Here is a 15,184-nt window from a genome sequence, read left to right as displayed (position 1 = left end):
ATCGCTGCCTGTTTTGGTACAGTAATTAGGCTGTTAAATACATGAGCCGTAAATTTTACGGCTCATGTAAAACTGTTGTTTAAGCAACAGGTTCTGCTACGGGTTGTTTTTTCTTATCCAGGAATTTTTCCAATAGTTCAGGCACTTTTTCAAAAGCGGCACTTAAGCCTTTGCTGGTTGTAGCAGGAATAAATGAGATCTGGCTGCCACGGGTAGCCAGGAAACCCATTGGCGCCACACCCATACCGCCGCCGGCACCGGAGCCACCACCTTCGCCCTTGCCTTTACCGGCCATATCTCCATGGCCTTCGCCGCCACCATAACCCAGGCCCATACCAAATTTAATTACCGGTACGCAGGTAAATTCTCCCAGTTGAAAAGGTTGCCCCATTACAGTTTCTGTTTTCATTTCTGATTTAAAAAAATCAGTAAGTTGTTTTACGGTTTCTTCAAGATTAACTGACATAAAATTGAGTTTAAAGGTTATAAAAATGATCTTATTTTATCCATGCATATAGTATTCGCCATAGCGTATTTCTGGTGATGATAACGGCATAGTTTTCATCTTTAAAATTCACGGTTACATATTTACTAACCGGGGGAAGAAAATTCAACGGGTATAATTGTGCATTAAGGGGATAGTTGCCGGTATCAATAACAATCCTGCATTGTATCACCCTGAATGTTTGAATTATTTTAAGCAGCCTGGGCCATGGAATGGCTTTTGCTTTTTTTGTTTTTACTGCTGCCGGTTTTTTCTTTTTGCTGCTTCGGGAAAAAAGTTGTTGCAGCAGCCATTGTTTTTTAAAGCACAATATTTGTAACCTGAACCACCAGGCATTATCTTCATACTGCAACATCACTTTGCCAATACTGATCCACCTTACACTGATCAACGCAGTTCTGGTGTCTGCGTATAACTCAAGTGTGGCAAACAGGCACCAGCACAACAGCAGCAATACCAATGCAACGATTATTATAATGATCATCTGTAAAATTGCATGCTGCAAAAGGCAGAAGCAATGATTGTGCTCAACGATAATGATGAGCGTAGTTATGGCTGCAGCAAATAGCCGGCAGTAAATGATTTTTTATGCTGCGGATAGTTATAAAGTGTAACACCGGGACTGTTCAACATGCTACAACCTGATCTTTACCGAAATACCCGGCTGCATTTTTACAACAAGATTATTTTGCTGTGGCAATACTATTGGCTGCCGGTTAAAGCTTACGGTAGCGGCTTTATTGGCATTGTGTGCTGCACTTATAAAAAACGGTATGCTGCCCAATGAACAGCCCAGGCCGGTTAAAAAAAGCACGCCGCCGGTTGCGGCTTTATCATCGTTTTTGCTGCTGAAAAGTTCAAAGTTATTGGAGAATAAAACACCTCCCGAAACGGCCATCAATGCACCACCGCCCAGCAATATCCAGCCCGCAGTACGCTGGTTCCTGCTTTTTTGCAGGTACACAGCCTTGTTTGCCGAAGTGTCAATTAAATGCCCGGCCGCAGCGGTTATGGTATAGTGAGGTATGAATTGAAAATTCTGCTTCACTACATTATCATTGTTACGCTGTGCATATGCAGGCTTTGCGTAAAAAGCCGTTGCAACTGCAGCGATCAGCATCAATAAAGTTTTCATGATAAATGTTTTAAATGATCAGCAATAAGTTTACTACAGGTAAAATACGGTGCAGTACTTTACATCACTATAATGGCTGTCATTAAAACAATTGATTGTTATCAAGGGTATTTGTTACCACACATCAATTCTCCTCCCTGAAATACACTTTGTAATAATTCAGGTTCATTGCTTCATCAAATCCTTTTTCAATTAATTCCTTATCGCCGTGGATATAGATGTGAAAATTCTTATCCAGTTTTAAAACGCTTTTAAAAGTACGGGCCTGTTTTTTTACGGCTGCATTGGAGATGGCGAAGGAGTCGGGGATAGGGGTATTGTATTCCTGTTCGTAATTGGCTTTATAAGTTTTAAAAGATTCTATACCTGCTTCGTTATTGATCACTTCGTAAGCAAATTCATCCATATTAAAGGTTTCATTCTCTTTAAAATATTTCATCGAGCGGTTCAGCAGGTCTATCTTATCTGTTTTGGTAAGGTCAAAAGAGTTTTCCAGTTCTTTGGTCACAAAATCTTTGTATACACTTAAGGTATTAGTGGTTTGATTAAAGCCGTCGTTACGGATCTTCAGCTTTAAAAAATCATCTACCCAATAAGCTGCATCGGTGCTGCGGTTGGTTACATCAACGATGGCTACTTTATAACCGGCTTCTTTTTCGGTATTAAAAATAATACAGCCCTTATCTAATTTTTTTATGTTGATGGCTTCCTGCTGGTAGCCCATTTCAAAATTGTTATTCTTATTTTGTACGGTAAGGTAGGGCTCTTTGGTTTCCGATTTAAACATACCAATGGCATCATGCAATTCGCCTTCTATCTGCAGGTTGGTAAAATAGGCTACATACAATTCACCTGGTTTTATTTTAGGGTGATTGGATGCATCGTATAAATGTTTTGCCAGTTGCCGGCTGTTTTCATGAAAGGTTCCGGGATCGTTGAATATTGTTTCAGCAAAATGAAATACTTCATTCAGGTTAAGGTCTTCGCTGCTATGCCACAAACGATACACCTCATTTATCTTTTCAAAAGGAGAGAGGAAGTATTGTTGCAACAATTTATTTAAAATATCATCGTCTATTTCAAGGGGCTGTTCCGACAGTTTATATTTTTCGTCAAGTAGTTTATTGCCGGTCTGGTGTATGGAAAGTGTTTGTAATACTGCTTCAAAATTAGAGATCATCAGGCTGTTGTTTTTAAAATTTGTGGCGAAGTTAATGGTGTTGCTATAATTTCCCTGTTTTCACAAAACTTTTACAAAAAAAGCAACCTAAATATTTGTTCGTACGAAATATTTCCTACCTTTAGATCATGAAACAGGATAACAGTAATAAACTAAATGAACCCACCCGGTCGGAATTGGAAATATTGCAGGTATTGTGGAAGCATGGCCCGTCTACAGTACGTTTTGTGAATGATACCTTGAACGAAATGAAACGTGCTGTACAATATACTTCCACATTAAAACTGATGCAGATAATGACGGAAAAGCAAATGCTTACCCGTGATGAAAGCAGCATGAAACATATTTACCATGCCGCCATTGAAGAGCAAAAGACCAAGGGCGCCCTGCTGGAAAAATTTGTGGATTCAATGTACGAAGGTTCGGCCAGCAGCCTGATGCTGCAATTGCTGGGCAATAAAAAAACATCTAAAAAAGAATTGCAGGCCATTAAGGATATTCTTGCCAGGTTCGACAAAGGCAATAAATAATTATACCATTATTATATGCAGCAACTTGTTATAAATACTATTTTCCCGGGTAAACTGGTGCAGGCCTTATGCTGGATGCTGGTGCATTCCTTATGGCTTGGGCTTGCCTTAACAATAGTAACCGGTAGTATTATAGTAAGTACCAAAAAGCAGACTGCAGCGTTGCGGTATAACCTGCTTGCGGCAGCATTATTTTTATTTACGCTTGCTGTAATGGTGATTTTTATAATGCAGCTTACGGTAAGTGAATCAACGGCCGGCAACAACATTATCTCAGCCACAAATAGTATTGCAGCTGATAATAATGGCCCAGTGTATACAGTCAATACTAATGCCAGCGGATTTACTTCCGGTGTAATTAATTTTTTTAATACACATGCTGTATGGGTGGTATGCTGCTGGCTTTTAATGATCGTATTCCGTTGTATACAATTTGCCGGAGGCTTGTATACCATACAACAAATTAAAACCACACAGCTTACGCCGGTGGATGCATACTGGCATGAACGCATTACCCGGCTTGCTGCTGCTTTAAATATCAGGCGCAAAGTGCAACTGGTACAATCGGGTATTGCCAGGATGCCCATGGTGGTGGGGCATTTTAAACCGGTGATACTTTTTCCGCTGGGTGTATTAACCACGTTACCGGCAGCAGAAGTTGAAGCTGTGCTGTTGCATGAGCTGGCGCATATCCGACGCAAAGATTACCTGGTAAACCTGTTGCAGCATTGCACAGAGATCGTATTCTTTTTTAATCCGGCTGTGTTGTGGGTATCAGCATTAATAAAAGCAGAGCGGGAAAATTGTTGTGATGATATTGCAGTGGCGCATGCAGGCAGCAAAAGAAATTATATCAATGCGCTGGTCTCTTTCCAGGAATATCATTTGCATAGCATGCCATATGCTACTGCATTGGGCCAGGATAAAAATCAATTATTACAAAGAGTAAAACGTATGCTTTACAATAACAATAAAACACTTAATACCATGGAAAAAACATTTTTAGCCGTATGCTTCGTTGCCACCACATCGCTGGCTGTATTTTTTACCACTACTTCTACTGCACAAACCAATGGCGCAGATACCATACAGATAAACATGGATACAACCATTTCCATTGCCAGTAAACATTACGATCCGGCTGATTTTGCAGAAGGCTCTGCCACCAGTTACTCAGAAAAAATAAATGGTATTACACATACGCTGGTTATTTATAAACAAAACGGAAAATTGTATGAAGTGTATGGCGATATCACCAGCCTTAAAATTGATGGCAAAACCATTCCCCAACCGGAGTGGGGAAAGTATAAGAAAGTTATCAGTGAGTTGAGAGCCGCACACAAAAATGAGCTTACAGTAAACAACGATAATAGTGAGCTGACTCAAAAATTAAAGGCAGAAGAAATGGCATTGCTATCGCAGCAGGATAAGATACATGCAGAAATGCAAACGCTGCAATTGCAAAACGGGGATAAACAAAAGCTGGAAGAATTGCAATTACTGTCGCAGAAAAATACGCTGAACGCAGACATGCAGCAACTGCAGTTACAGGCTGCAGATAAAAAGAAGCTGGAAGAGTTGCAGTTACTATCACAAAAAAGCAAGCTGAATGCCGACATGCAAAAACTGCAATTACAGGGTGCGGATAAACAAAAACTGGCAGAGCTGGAATTGATGGCACAAAAAGATAAACTGAATGCTGAAATGCAGCTATTGCAATTCCAGCGTGCAGATAAATTTAATGCAGAACAACTGCTGCTGCAGGCATCGCAGGATAAATTAAGTGCAGCACAAACGCAACTGTCACTTGAAGAAGCAAAGGCAAAAGCTTTGGAATACGATAAGGCCACTATGTTACAATTGCAAAAAGCGGCCTCACTGAATAAGGTACAGCAGCTGAAACTTGAAAGAGAAAAGAAAGAACTGATACAGGCGGATATACAAAAACAAAAAGCTGAATTAAAAGAACAACAAAAAGAACTAAAGCTAAAGCAGGCTGAACAAAAGCAAAAAGACGCCGAACTAAAGGAACAACAAAATGAAGAAAAGCTGAAACAAGCCGAAATAAAAAATGAAGCAGCAGAAAAAAAAGCTGCCGAGGCAGAAAAACAAGCGGCAAAAGATGCGACAAAGTAAATGCTGCAGCTGTAAACCAGTGCTGCGAATAATAATTGCTTATTAAATAATGTTATTGGCCGGCAAAAAATTATTACCGGTGTAACTTTTTTATTTTCTCCACGTATAATAGTGTTTTAGTTCGGGGATTTTGCAACACCTGCAATTATATCAATAGCAGGTTACTGATTACCTGCTTAATATTTTTGTATGCAGCAACAGGACCATGTGTGGCAATTGATTGCCGCTTATCTTACCGGAGAGGCTTCGCCTGAAGCATTGCAGGAGCTGCAGCAAATAATACAAATTGATCCCGGGCTTAAGAATACTATGGCATTGCTGGCTGATTTCTGGCAAACAAAAACCGGCGAAAATACAGCTGAAATAAATGATGCCTGGGCTAAACAGCTGCAGCGTATGCAACAAGATTAAAACAGGGCTCATTTTTTTAATATTAAAGGGTATTCGTAAACTCACCCTGTAATTTTTAGTAGGCCTTACATGTGCTGTGCGTAAGACTACCAGCGGGTGCAAAGAGAGTGATTTTTTTTACGCCGTGTTATCACCATTAAAATTTTTGTTTGCTGCAGTAAAAAATGGGTGCAACAATATATTTTAAAGCAGTGCCTGCTATAAAATACAGCTGTTATTTTACCACGTATATTTAGTTGCCATATTTTTTCCGCTACGGGTGGCCTTGGTATAGTTTTTGAAAAATAATAGCAAATCCAATTCTATGAGAGCTATTTCTTTTCTGATCCTTGCAAGCCTTATTTTATTCATCTTATTCTTTGTGCTGGTGAGTATGTTTTTTACCATGTTCTTCAGTTAAAAAAATTACCTGCGCCGGTAATTTATGATGCAGTAAAAACCTGCATTTATTGCCGTATGTTGCCCCGGATCATTTATTGCTGCTGTACCTACCCGTTGCTGTTGTAGTAGGATGCTTACAACTTTAACCCATTTTGCACTAACAGATATCAATTTATAAAGCGCAAATTTGTGTGTTGCTTTTGTAATACCCCCATCAGCGTTGCCTGTTGTAATTTAATGGATTTCATAGTAAAGAAAACATTCATTTGCCGGCAACTTTAGTGGTATTGTAAAAGAAAATGAATAAGCACTCATCAATCCATTATCATTTATGCGTTCCGGAACCCGAAAAACCACTGCGGCCTCAAGGCACCTGCTTTTTAATATTTTCAATACCTCACCGGATAATAGAAAATTTTCGGGGCTTGCAACAGCCACTAAGGAAAATCCTGTACTGGATGCCGTTTTCAATTCTGATTTAATGGCCATAGCAATTGCTGATGATCACAATGATTTTATAGAGGTGAACACAGGTTTCTGCTCTTTATTCGGGTTCACTAAAACCGAACTGTTGGGTAAACCACTTGAGTTTTTATTGCCGTCCATTCAGCAGCAGCCGGATGAAAGCACCGTTACAATAGCCATTAAAGCATCAGAAACAGTGGTAGCATTTAATGGTGTATTGCGGCATAGCTGTAAAAACGGTGGGTATAAAGATGTGGAGATATCTACGCAAAGTATTGATCATAATGGCAAAAAAGTATCGTTGATATTAGCAGTGGATATTACCGGCAAAAAACTGGCAGAAGAAAGGATAAAATACAGCGAAGCCAGGTTAATAGAGGCGCAGGAAGTTGCCAAAGTGGGTAGCTGGGAAACAGATCTTTCTACATTGGCAGTAACCTGGTCTTTACAAACCTATCGCATATTTGAAATTGAACCGGGTAGTTTTGCCACCTCACACCCCGGTTTTTTAAAATTTGTACATCCCGATGACAGGGCAATGGTAGATAAAGCTTTTACTGATTCATTGCACAACAATGACGTTAATGTTATTGAACATCGTATCTGCACTGCCGGTAGTAAAATAAAAATAGTAGAAGAGCGCTGGCGTATTTTTCGCAACCAGGAAGGCTTGCCGGTAAGGGCAACAGGTACTTGCCGCGATATTACCGATCAGAAACTTGCGGCACAAAAAATTCTGGATAGTGAATTAAAATACCGTTCGCTGATTGAACAGGCTACCGATGCTATTTGCATTACCGATGCCACAATGCGTATTATTGATATCAACCCGATTGGTTGCCAGTTGCTGGGGTATAGCAAAGAAGAATTTTTAAAACTGACTCTCGCTGATTTGTTTTTTGCAGAAGACCTTGTTACCAATCCTTTTAAAACAGATGCATTGCAAACCGGGAAAGTAGTAAGTAACGAACGGAGGTTTAAAAGAAAAAACGGCAGCAGTGTGGAATTGGAGATAAATGTAAAATGGCTTGATGATGGCAGGTTTGTGGTATTTGGCCGTGATATTACAGCACGAAAACTGGCAGATATGGCATTGCAGGCAGCCTATAATGAAAAAAATACCATACTGGAAAGTATTGCCGATGCATTTTTTGCTGTTGATAAAAACTGGACGGTGACTTACTGGAATAAAGAAGCGGAAAAAATGCTGCACACACCTAAACATACTGTTCTGGGGCGGCATTTATGGGAAGTATTTTCTGATAGTATCGATTCCATATCCTGTAAACAATACCAGCTTGTACTTACAACTAAACAGCCTGTTATTTTTGAAGATTACTACCAGGCATTAAATAAATGGTTTGAAATAAGTGCTTATCCTTCAGCTTCGGGCCTGTCTGTATATTTTAAAGATATTACAGAACGTAAACAGGCCGCCCAGCTGATAATAGAAAGCGAAGCCAAGTACCGTACTTTATTTGAACAAAATGTGGCCGGTGTTTATCAAACCACTATTGAAGGTGTGATATTAAACTGCAATGATGCTTTTGCAAAAATGCTGAAATATGATTCCCCAAAAGAGTTGCTTTTAAAAAATGCCGGTGAATTGTATTTTTCTCCTGCAGAAAGAAATGATTTTGTTAATACAGTAATTACACAGAAAAAAATACATAACTACGAAAGCACTTTAAAATGTAAGGACGGTACTTCATTACATTTTATAGAAAATATTTCGCTGCGTAAGGATGACCTGACCGGCGAAGCTTTTTTTGATGGTATATTAATAGACATTTCAGAAAAAAAGCAGGCCGAATTATTGCTGAAAGAAAGTAATGAAAGGTACAATCTTATCAGCAAAGCCACCAATGATATGGTGTGGGACTGGGATCTTGCAACAGGAAAAGTATACCGCAATAAAGAGGGCTGGAGAAAAATTTTTCGTACGGCACCCAATGAAATTGAGAATGGCTTAACAGGCGCATGGGAAGAACGTATTCATCCCGAAGACCTGGAGAAAGTGCAGCGGGTAACAGATGCTATACACAAGGCAGAGAAGAATTTTTTTGAAGTGGAATGCCGTGTAAGAAGGGATGATGGCACCTACGCTTATGTACACGACCGGGCATACATTGTACGTAATGCCGGTGGTATAGCTACCAGGTTAATTGGCGCCACGCAGGATATCACCGGCAGAAAAGAAGCTGAGGCAATTTTAAAAGCATCTGAAGAAAGATACCGTTACCTGTTTGATAATAATCCTGCCAGTATTTTTATCTGGGATATTGATACTTTTAAAGTTCTTGAAGTAAATGATACAGCTTCCAAAGTATGTGATTTTAATAAGAAAGAATTTTTAAATAAAACGGTTTTAGATATTTGTTTGCCAGGGGAGCACGAAAAAATACGCCAATTGGCCAATGCGGCCAGGAAGGACCCGGGCTTCAGAAAAAATACCACCTGCAGGCATATCAGTAAATCCGGGGCTGTTATGTATATGGATGTGGCATTGCATGGCATAACGTTTAAAGGGCGGCCTGGGGTATTATCTTTAGCCACCAATATCACTGAAAAGGTACACCTGGAGAAAATGCTGGAAACAGAAAAATTAGCCAAACAAAAAGAAATTACAGCAGCTGTAATTTCTGCCCAGGAAGAAGAGCGGCAGGAACTGGGCAGTGAATTGCATGATAATATCAACCAGGTACTGGCAGGGTCTTTATTATACCTGGGCCTGGCTAAAAAAGATCTTAAAGATGAACATGCCTACCTTACGGAAGCAGAGCTGCTGGTAAGTTCTGCTATTGATGAAATAAGAAAATTGTCACATTCCCTGATACCACCATCATTAACACAATCAGAATTTTTAGAAGCACTGAGTAATATAATACAGGCCACAGAAAAAAGCAGCGGTATCATGATCTGCCTTCAGGCCGGTGGTTTTGATGAAAGTATGGCATCGGATAAAATGAAACTGAATATCTATCGCATTATACAGGAACAGTTTACTAATATCCTTAAGCATGCACAGGCCGAAAAAATTATGGTACACTTAACACGGGAAGATGAAAAAACAATACTGAGTGTTAAAGATGATGGAAAAGGTTTTGATACTGCTAAAAAATCCGGCGGCGTTGGACTGATGAATATCAGAACAAGGGCTTCATTATTCAACGGGGAAGTGACTATTATTTCATCACCGGGCAAAGGCTGCGAATTGAGAGTGGTCTTTAATGCTTCACCCGAATAAAAAGCCACCAGTAGTTGCTGGTGGCTTCCCGGCTGCATTGGCCGGGCAGATTATTTGCCGGGCATTCGGTTAACTTATTGTTACCGAAGGTGCCCATGACTGATCTGTAGATTGCATGAATACCTCCTTTTTATTTGATGAATACTAAAGTTACTGAATTATTAATGGTAACTACAAAAAGTTGTATCAGAATTTCCCCAAATTGCTGCTGCTGTTCCGCAATGTTTTAAGCACTACCTTATAAAGCTGTTGGCAAATTTTTTGTTTATTACAAGGTAAGTATTTACTCTTAAAAAATTAATTATGAAAAGAAACAGCATTATCAGCCTGTCAGTAATAATGATGGTATTGGCAGGTGTTTTTATTCCGGCACAAAGCAGAAGCCAGGATAGTAAAGAAAAAATTACAGGTGACAGTAAAGCAGCTAAAGCCGCATTTATTAAAACCGATCCTTCAATGAAAGACTTGTTTGACGGTTCTTATGGTTATGTGATATTTCCCAATATAGGCAAAGGAGCTGTTGGGGTAGGGGGTGCAGCGGGTAACGGTACTGTTTATGAAAAGGGAAAACTGATCGGTACTGCAAAAATGCTGCAGGTAAGTGTAGGTTTTCAATTTGGCGGGCAGGCGTACAGGGAAGTGATCTTTTTTGAAAACAAAGCTGCTTTAGATCATTTTAAAGATAATAAAGTTGAATTCTCCGGGCAGGTATCAGCTATAGCTGCAAAAAGTGATGCCTCTGCAAATTCACAATACAGGGAAGGTGTAAAAGTATTTACCGAAGGAAAGAATGGGTTAATGCTGGAGGCTGCAATCGGCGGACAGAAATTTACTTATACGGCATTGTAATGAGTAACTTTTATAATAACAATAAAAGCTGCCGGTCTATTCCGGTAGCTTTTGTTGTTAATGGCTATTGCCAATAATCAGCCGGGCAAAAACGGGGAAGAATCTTTTCTCAAAAATTAAAACCAATATTTGTTTACACCAGGTTGTTGTCGCAATTAATACCTTAACTTGTCGTAATAGTACCGTATTTTTTATCGGTTATCGTTTTATTTTTATGAATAATATTCATTAAAAAAATCTTTACATGGAAAGAGCTATTGTAATTGCTATTGATGAAACCACTACTGAACTGTTGCAGGCCATTGCACAATTTACTGATGAACAATTCAACCGTATTCCTTTTGAAGGAAGCTGGACAGCTGCACAGGTTGCTGAACATTTATATAAATCAGAAGCCGGTTTCCCCGTGATATTAAAAAGCAGTACCGTGGCTGCTGATCGTGCTGCAGACGAAAAAGCCGCCACCATCAGGTCCCTGTTCCTGGATTTTACTACTAAATTAAAATCGCCTGATTTTATCCTGCCTTCAAACGAACCGAAAGAAAAAGAAACACTGTACAATGCCATAAAAAATAACCGGGAAGAAATTACAGGCCTTATTGCCTCCACAGATCTTACCAGGATATTCCCGGAGTTTCCTTTTCCGCAATTAGGAGAATTTACAGGGCTGGAATGGCTTACTTTTCTTGTTTGTCATTCTAAAAGACATACGTTTCAATTAAAGACTATTTACGAAAAGGTAAAATAAAAAGTGTAGCATTTCAATTTGCCTACCTGGCAGTTTTTGGTACAACAGATTTCCGGATAAAAAAATAAAACATCTCCCTTCTGTAAAATTGAAGAGAGATGTACAGTTAAATTACAGGCTGGCTTTTATTTCTTCTACGGTTTCAATAAATGCGCTGTTTCTCTTGATATCTTTCTTCCAGGCAAGGTCACGCTCAATAAGATCAATTTCTTTTTTGATGGTAGCCCCGGCTTTGCCAGGCTCTTCACCCATAATGAGTACGGTATCAGAAATAGCAACCGATGTGTTAATATCATGCGATACAATGATGAGCGTTTTCTTTTCATCCGATACAGAAACCTGCAGCAACAGGTCAGTTACTCTATCCAGTACACAAATATCCAGGCCAGAAAAAGGTTCATCCAATAATAAAAAATCAGAGCCTTTTAATAATTGCTGTATAATGCTTACCCGCTGTCTTTGCCCGCCGGATAGTTGTTGCGGATATTTCTGCAGTTCGCCACTAAGCTGGAAATCAGCAGCATATTTTTCTATCATTTCTTTTTCTTTTCCTTTCAGCAAAATGTTTTGCCGGGCTGCCAGTAACAGCGATTGCAATACTGTTCTCCATTCAAACAAATAATAGTTTTGAAATATCACTCCCATATCACCGGCCTGTACCACTTTATCATTTTGTATGGTAACTGATCCGCCGCCGGGCTTTTGTAAACCGGCTAATATCTTAAACAATTGCGTTTTACCAATACCGCTTCTGCCGATAAGTGAAACTACTTGTCCCTGTTGCATACCGGGGCGTACAATGTCTTTGATACAAAAATTAATGTCACGCAAAATAATTTTATCAGCATAAGAAAGCTGAATGTTTTTTGCTTCTAATAATACGGTTGTTTTTATACAGTCTGTCATGATGTTACTTGTTTTAATTTACTGTGAGGAAATAGCCAATGCCTTGTAGAGCCTAATAAAAAGTCGAAGCACAAACCAATAATGAAAATCACTAATTGCAATGCGATCACATTGGTAAGATCATTATACTTGTTATACTTGATCAGTAAAGAACCAATACCGCCTTCGCTCATACTCAATCCTTCCACCATGGTGATCATTAACCAGGAGATAGCAAAATTCTGGCGCAATATTTCAAATACCTGGTCGGCCTTACCCACAATGATCACTTCATACAAAGTTTGCCAGTTGTTATAGCCCAATGTTTTGCACAATTCATATTCCTGTTTGTCGATATTGATAATTACCGCAAGAAAAGATGTGGTAAAAAAGGGTACGATACCGAATACCAGTAGTGATAATTTCAATTCACTGCCATCTTTGGTCAATAATGTAAAGATGAAGATCAGGCCTGTTAAGGTTAAGTACCTGCATTTTACAATAAACTGTGCAATACTTTTAAAAAACGGTATCACAGAGGCATAAGCAAAGAACAAAGTGATAACGATAGAGTAACACATGGCTTTTAAAGTAAGTACTAAACTCACCACCATATTATCTAAAAATAATTTGGATGTAATGAGTGTGCCAAAAGCCGTTGCAACATTGCCTGGTTTGGGAATCAATCCTGATGATGCCGTTTGCCATAACAGTAAAGTGGCCACTACCTGCAACACGATCATAATGGCAAGTGTTTGTTTGCTGATGACGCCAAATGGTTTAAATATATTTTTCATTGTAATTAATAGTTTAGAGTTAATAGTTCATGGTTGATAGTTCATGGATGATAGTTCATTGTTCACAGGGTATGATAATCTTCCCATGAACAATGAACTATTAACTATCCACTTTCTTATTCACCCAACACGATCTCCACACGGCGGTTTTTACTTTTACCGGCTTCAGTGGTATTATCAGCTATGGGTTTAGCGCTACCAAAACCTTTTGCTTCCACCCGGTTTACAGGCAAGCCTTTTTTCTGTAAGTATGCTTTTACAGCGTTGGCTCTTTTTTCAGACAATGGTATGTTGGTTACATCAGTACCACTGTTGTCAGTATGGCCATACACACCAATCTTTAAACCTTCAGCAACTACAGCCGATTCAAAAATTTCGTCCAGCAACCTGTAAGAAGCAGGTTTGATGTTGGCAGAACCTGTTTCAAATTCTATGCTGTAACTTTTTGATGAAACAGTGGCTGTGATCTGGTCGGCATATTTTGTTTCAATCGCCTTGCCCTGCATAAGGTCAGGGTGATTACTGATCACACTGAACAAAAAGCTTTTATCCACCGCCTTTTCATACGGCATGAAAGTGGGCATCAGCGAAGGATACATTTTTACCATCAGGTTACCGAAAGTATTGTACACAGCTTTGTAACGATCCACTTTATCTTCACCTAAACCGTAGGTATTCGCCATGTCATTAAGGTTGAATACCATACTTCCGCCAAGGCTTACCTGCTGACCCTGTATATCTTTTTCCACAATACCATTATAGTATTTCAGCCAGTAATCGGCATCTTTTTCCTGGTATACATCGGCACTCACTTTAGCAGCAAATGCTTTTGCTTCGTTAAAGGAACGTACCTGGTCGCCAGCCTGGGCCAAAGCAATGATCATGTTTTCCACGTCTGTTCTGTGGTCGTAAGCCCATTTTTTAATGGCAATGGTTTGGTTTGGCATTTGTGATGCATACTGCCTGGTATTGGCAATAGTTACCAGTCCGCCTTTTTTAGTAGCAATGTTTACGTCGCCGGGTGTCCAGGTGGCCACACCATCAACAGTAACAGTGGTATCATTGCCGGTTGTTTTACCATTTCTTACGATCTTTCTTTTTTCGCTGTACCCTGTGATGTACTTATTGGGCGCATCAAGGAAATCATTCGCCGCAATGATGTTGATCGCATCAGCATCATACGTGGTTTCATCAGGGTTTACTTTTAAACCGTTGTCACCAGCCCATTTCAGCAGGATGTTGATGTCACCGTCACGCAATACACCGGCCACACATTTACCTAAAGCATTTTTGGGGTCCTGTTTCCATGATGCAGGTGCCATCACCTGGTCTTCACCATAGGATTTACCGTGTGTTACCGGTATAATGATAGGTTGGTATTCAGGGCCCAGTGGTTCCAGTTCTTTAGACAATGAAGTCATAAAGGCGGGCATACCATCACCCATAAAAGTGATCAGTACAGCAGGTGTGTTAGGATTGTTCTTATAATCACTGGCAAATTTTACCAGGTCTGCCATCTGCCTGTTACAATCATCCTGGCGTACATAAGTAACATCAAGGTGGGCTTTATCAAACAGGGAATTCTTTGTCGTTCTTACGCCACCGTTAGCATACATACCACTGAACTGGCTGTTCCATGCCATACGTTGCCATGTGATCTGCGTACCGCCATTTACGGCGTTTTCACCCGAAGGTAAAGGCAGTAATACGGCATTGCCACTTAGTGATGCGTCCGGTGCATCGGGCAGGGTTACTTTACCAGGGTCTACTGACTGGCTTACTTCTTTAGGACGGTTTTGATACCATCTCACACTGAATATTGCTGCGGCTACTACTGTAGCGATAATAAATAATTTTCCGGCGGGTTTTAATTTAACTGACATAGTTGTATGTTTTATTTTGTTTTTTAATTTTT

At 39.7% G+C, this 15,184-nt stretch carries 13 protein-coding genes; 6 read left to right on the top strand and 7 right to left on the bottom strand.

Going from position 1 to position 15,184, the window contains the following annotated elements; genetic code table 11:
• Positions 1-79: 79 nt before the first annotated feature.
• The 4 genes from ACYVM0_RS04675 to ACYVM0_RS04660 form a co-directional block, all read right to left on the bottom strand.
• Complete coding sequence (locus tag ACYVM0_RS04675) at positions 80-466, bottom strand: GerW family sporulation protein (protein WP_460553207.1); 387 nt, start codon at positions 464-466, stop codon at positions 80-82.
• A 31-nt stretch (positions 467-497) separates the two neighbouring features.
• Positions 498-989: a hypothetical protein gene (locus tag ACYVM0_RS04670; protein WP_460553204.1), complete on the bottom strand. Its 492-nt coding sequence runs from the start codon at positions 987-989 to the stop codon at positions 498-500.
• Positions 990-1,139: 150 nt separating this feature from the next.
• Positions 1,140-1,640 carry a hypothetical protein gene (locus tag ACYVM0_RS04665; RefSeq protein WP_460553201.1) on the bottom strand — a complete coding sequence of 167 codons (501 nt, stop codon included), beginning with the start codon at positions 1,638-1,640 and terminating at the stop codon, positions 1,140-1,142.
• A gap of 124 nt (positions 1,641-1,764) precedes the next feature.
• Entirely contained in the window at positions 1,765-2,820 is a 1,056-nt protein-coding gene (locus tag ACYVM0_RS04660; protein WP_460553198.1) for a nucleoid-associated protein, read from the bottom strand.
• Positions 2,821-2,948: 128 nt separating this feature from the next.
• Here ACYVM0_RS04660 and ACYVM0_RS04655 point away from each other — a divergent pair, with 128 nt between their 5' ends.
• The 6 genes from ACYVM0_RS04655 (at position 2,949) to ACYVM0_RS04630 (ending at position 11,587) form a co-directional block, all read left to right on the top strand.
• A complete protein-coding gene (locus ACYVM0_RS04655; RefSeq protein ID WP_460553195.1) occupies positions 2,949-3,350 on the top strand; it encodes a BlaI/MecI/CopY family transcriptional regulator in 402 nt (133 codons plus the stop codon).
• 15 nt (positions 3,351-3,365) lie between these two features.
• Positions 3,366-5,486: a M56 family metallopeptidase gene (locus ACYVM0_RS04650; RefSeq protein WP_460553191.1), complete on the top strand. Its 2,121-nt coding sequence runs from the start codon at positions 3,366-3,368 to the stop codon at positions 5,484-5,486.
• A gap of 189 nt (positions 5,487-5,675) precedes the next feature.
• Positions 5,676-5,897 carry a hypothetical protein gene (locus ACYVM0_RS04645; protein ID WP_460553188.1) on the top strand — a complete coding sequence of 74 codons (222 nt, stop codon included), beginning with the start codon at positions 5,676-5,678 and terminating at the stop codon, positions 5,895-5,897.
• Positions 5,898-6,609: 712 nt separating this feature from the next.
• A complete protein-coding gene (locus ACYVM0_RS04640; RefSeq protein ID WP_460553186.1) occupies positions 6,610-9,990 on the top strand; it encodes a sensor histidine kinase in 3,381 nt (1,126 codons plus the stop codon).
• A gap of 303 nt (positions 9,991-10,293) precedes the next feature.
• Entirely contained in the window at positions 10,294-10,839 is a 546-nt protein-coding gene (locus ACYVM0_RS04635) for a lipid-binding SYLF domain-containing protein (RefSeq protein ID WP_460553182.1), read from the top strand.
• Positions 10,840-11,083: 244 nt separating this feature from the next.
• Complete coding sequence (locus tag ACYVM0_RS04630; RefSeq protein WP_460553179.1) at positions 11,084-11,587, top strand: DinB family protein; 504 nt, start codon at positions 11,084-11,086, stop codon at positions 11,585-11,587.
• A 111-nt stretch (positions 11,588-11,698) separates the two neighbouring features.
• Here ACYVM0_RS04630 and ACYVM0_RS04625 read toward each other — a convergent pair whose 3' ends face one another.
• The 3 genes from ACYVM0_RS04625 to ACYVM0_RS04615 all read right to left on the bottom strand — a co-directional run bounded on the left by ACYVM0_RS04625 (position 11,699) and on the right by ACYVM0_RS04615 (position 15,152).
• Positions 11,699-12,493: an ABC transporter ATP-binding protein gene (locus ACYVM0_RS04625; RefSeq protein WP_460553176.1), complete on the bottom strand. Its 795-nt coding sequence runs from the start codon at positions 12,491-12,493 to the stop codon at positions 11,699-11,701.
• The gene (locus ACYVM0_RS04620; protein ID WP_460553173.1) at positions 12,490-13,269 is read right to left on the bottom strand and encodes an ABC transporter permease; all 780 of its coding nucleotides are present in this window, start codon (positions 13,267-13,269) and stop codon (positions 12,490-12,492) included. Before ACYVM0_RS04620 ends, ACYVM0_RS04625 begins: the two co-directional genes overlap by 4 nt.
• 116 nt (positions 13,270-13,385) lie before the next feature.
• A complete protein-coding gene (locus tag ACYVM0_RS04615; RefSeq protein WP_460553170.1) occupies positions 13,386-15,152 on the bottom strand; it encodes an OmpA family protein in 1,767 nt (588 codons plus the stop codon).
• Between the last annotated feature and the right edge of the window lie 32 nt (positions 15,153-15,184).

The sequence above is a fragment of the Ferruginibacter profundus genome (assembly GCF_054783275.1).
The sequence above is the reverse complement of the archived record's forward strand: the minus strand, read 5'-3'. Positions and strand labels throughout refer to the sequence as shown.

Excerpts from the sequence above, each read along its gene's own strand:
- ACYVM0_RS04655 (WP_460553195.1), top strand. The coding sequence starts at position 2,949 with ATGAAACAGGATAACAGTAATAAACTAAATGAACCCACCCGGTCGGAA.
- ACYVM0_RS04620 (WP_460553173.1), bottom strand. The coding sequence starts at position 13,269 with ATGAAAAATATATTTAAACCATTTGGCGTCATCAGCAAACAAACACTT.
- ACYVM0_RS04630 (WP_460553179.1), top strand. The coding sequence starts at position 11,084 with ATGGAAAGAGCTATTGTAATTGCTATTGATGAAACCACTACTGAACTG.
- ACYVM0_RS04625 (WP_460553176.1), bottom strand. The coding sequence starts at position 12,493 with ATGACAGACTGTATAAAAACAACCGTATTATTAGAAGCAAAAAACATT.
- ACYVM0_RS04635 (WP_460553182.1), top strand. The coding sequence starts at position 10,294 with ATGAAAAGAAACAGCATTATCAGCCTGTCAGTAATAATGATGGTATTG.
- ACYVM0_RS04615 (WP_460553170.1), bottom strand. The coding sequence starts at position 15,152 with ATGTCAGTTAAATTAAAACCCGCCGGAAAATTATTTATTATCGCTACA.
- ACYVM0_RS04640 (WP_460553186.1), top strand. The coding sequence starts at position 6,610 with ATGCGTTCCGGAACCCGAAAAACCACTGCGGCCTCAAGGCACCTGCTT.
- ACYVM0_RS04665 (WP_460553201.1), bottom strand. The coding sequence starts at position 1,640 with ATGAAAACTTTATTGATGCTGATCGCTGCAGTTGCAACGGCTTTTTAC.
- ACYVM0_RS04650 (WP_460553191.1), top strand. The coding sequence starts at position 3,366 with ATGCAGCAACTTGTTATAAATACTATTTTCCCGGGTAAACTGGTGCAG.
- ACYVM0_RS04645 (WP_460553188.1), top strand. The coding sequence starts at position 5,676 with ATGCAGCAACAGGACCATGTGTGGCAATTGATTGCCGCTTATCTTACC.
- ACYVM0_RS04660 (WP_460553198.1), bottom strand. The coding sequence starts at position 2,820 with ATGATCTCTAATTTTGAAGCAGTATTACAAACACTTTCCATACACCAG.
- ACYVM0_RS04670 (WP_460553204.1), bottom strand. The coding sequence starts at position 989 with ATGATCATTATAATAATCGTTGCATTGGTATTGCTGCTGTTGTGCTGG.
- ACYVM0_RS04675 (WP_460553207.1), bottom strand. The coding sequence starts at position 466 with ATGTCAGTTAATCTTGAAGAAACCGTAAAACAACTTACTGATTTTTTT.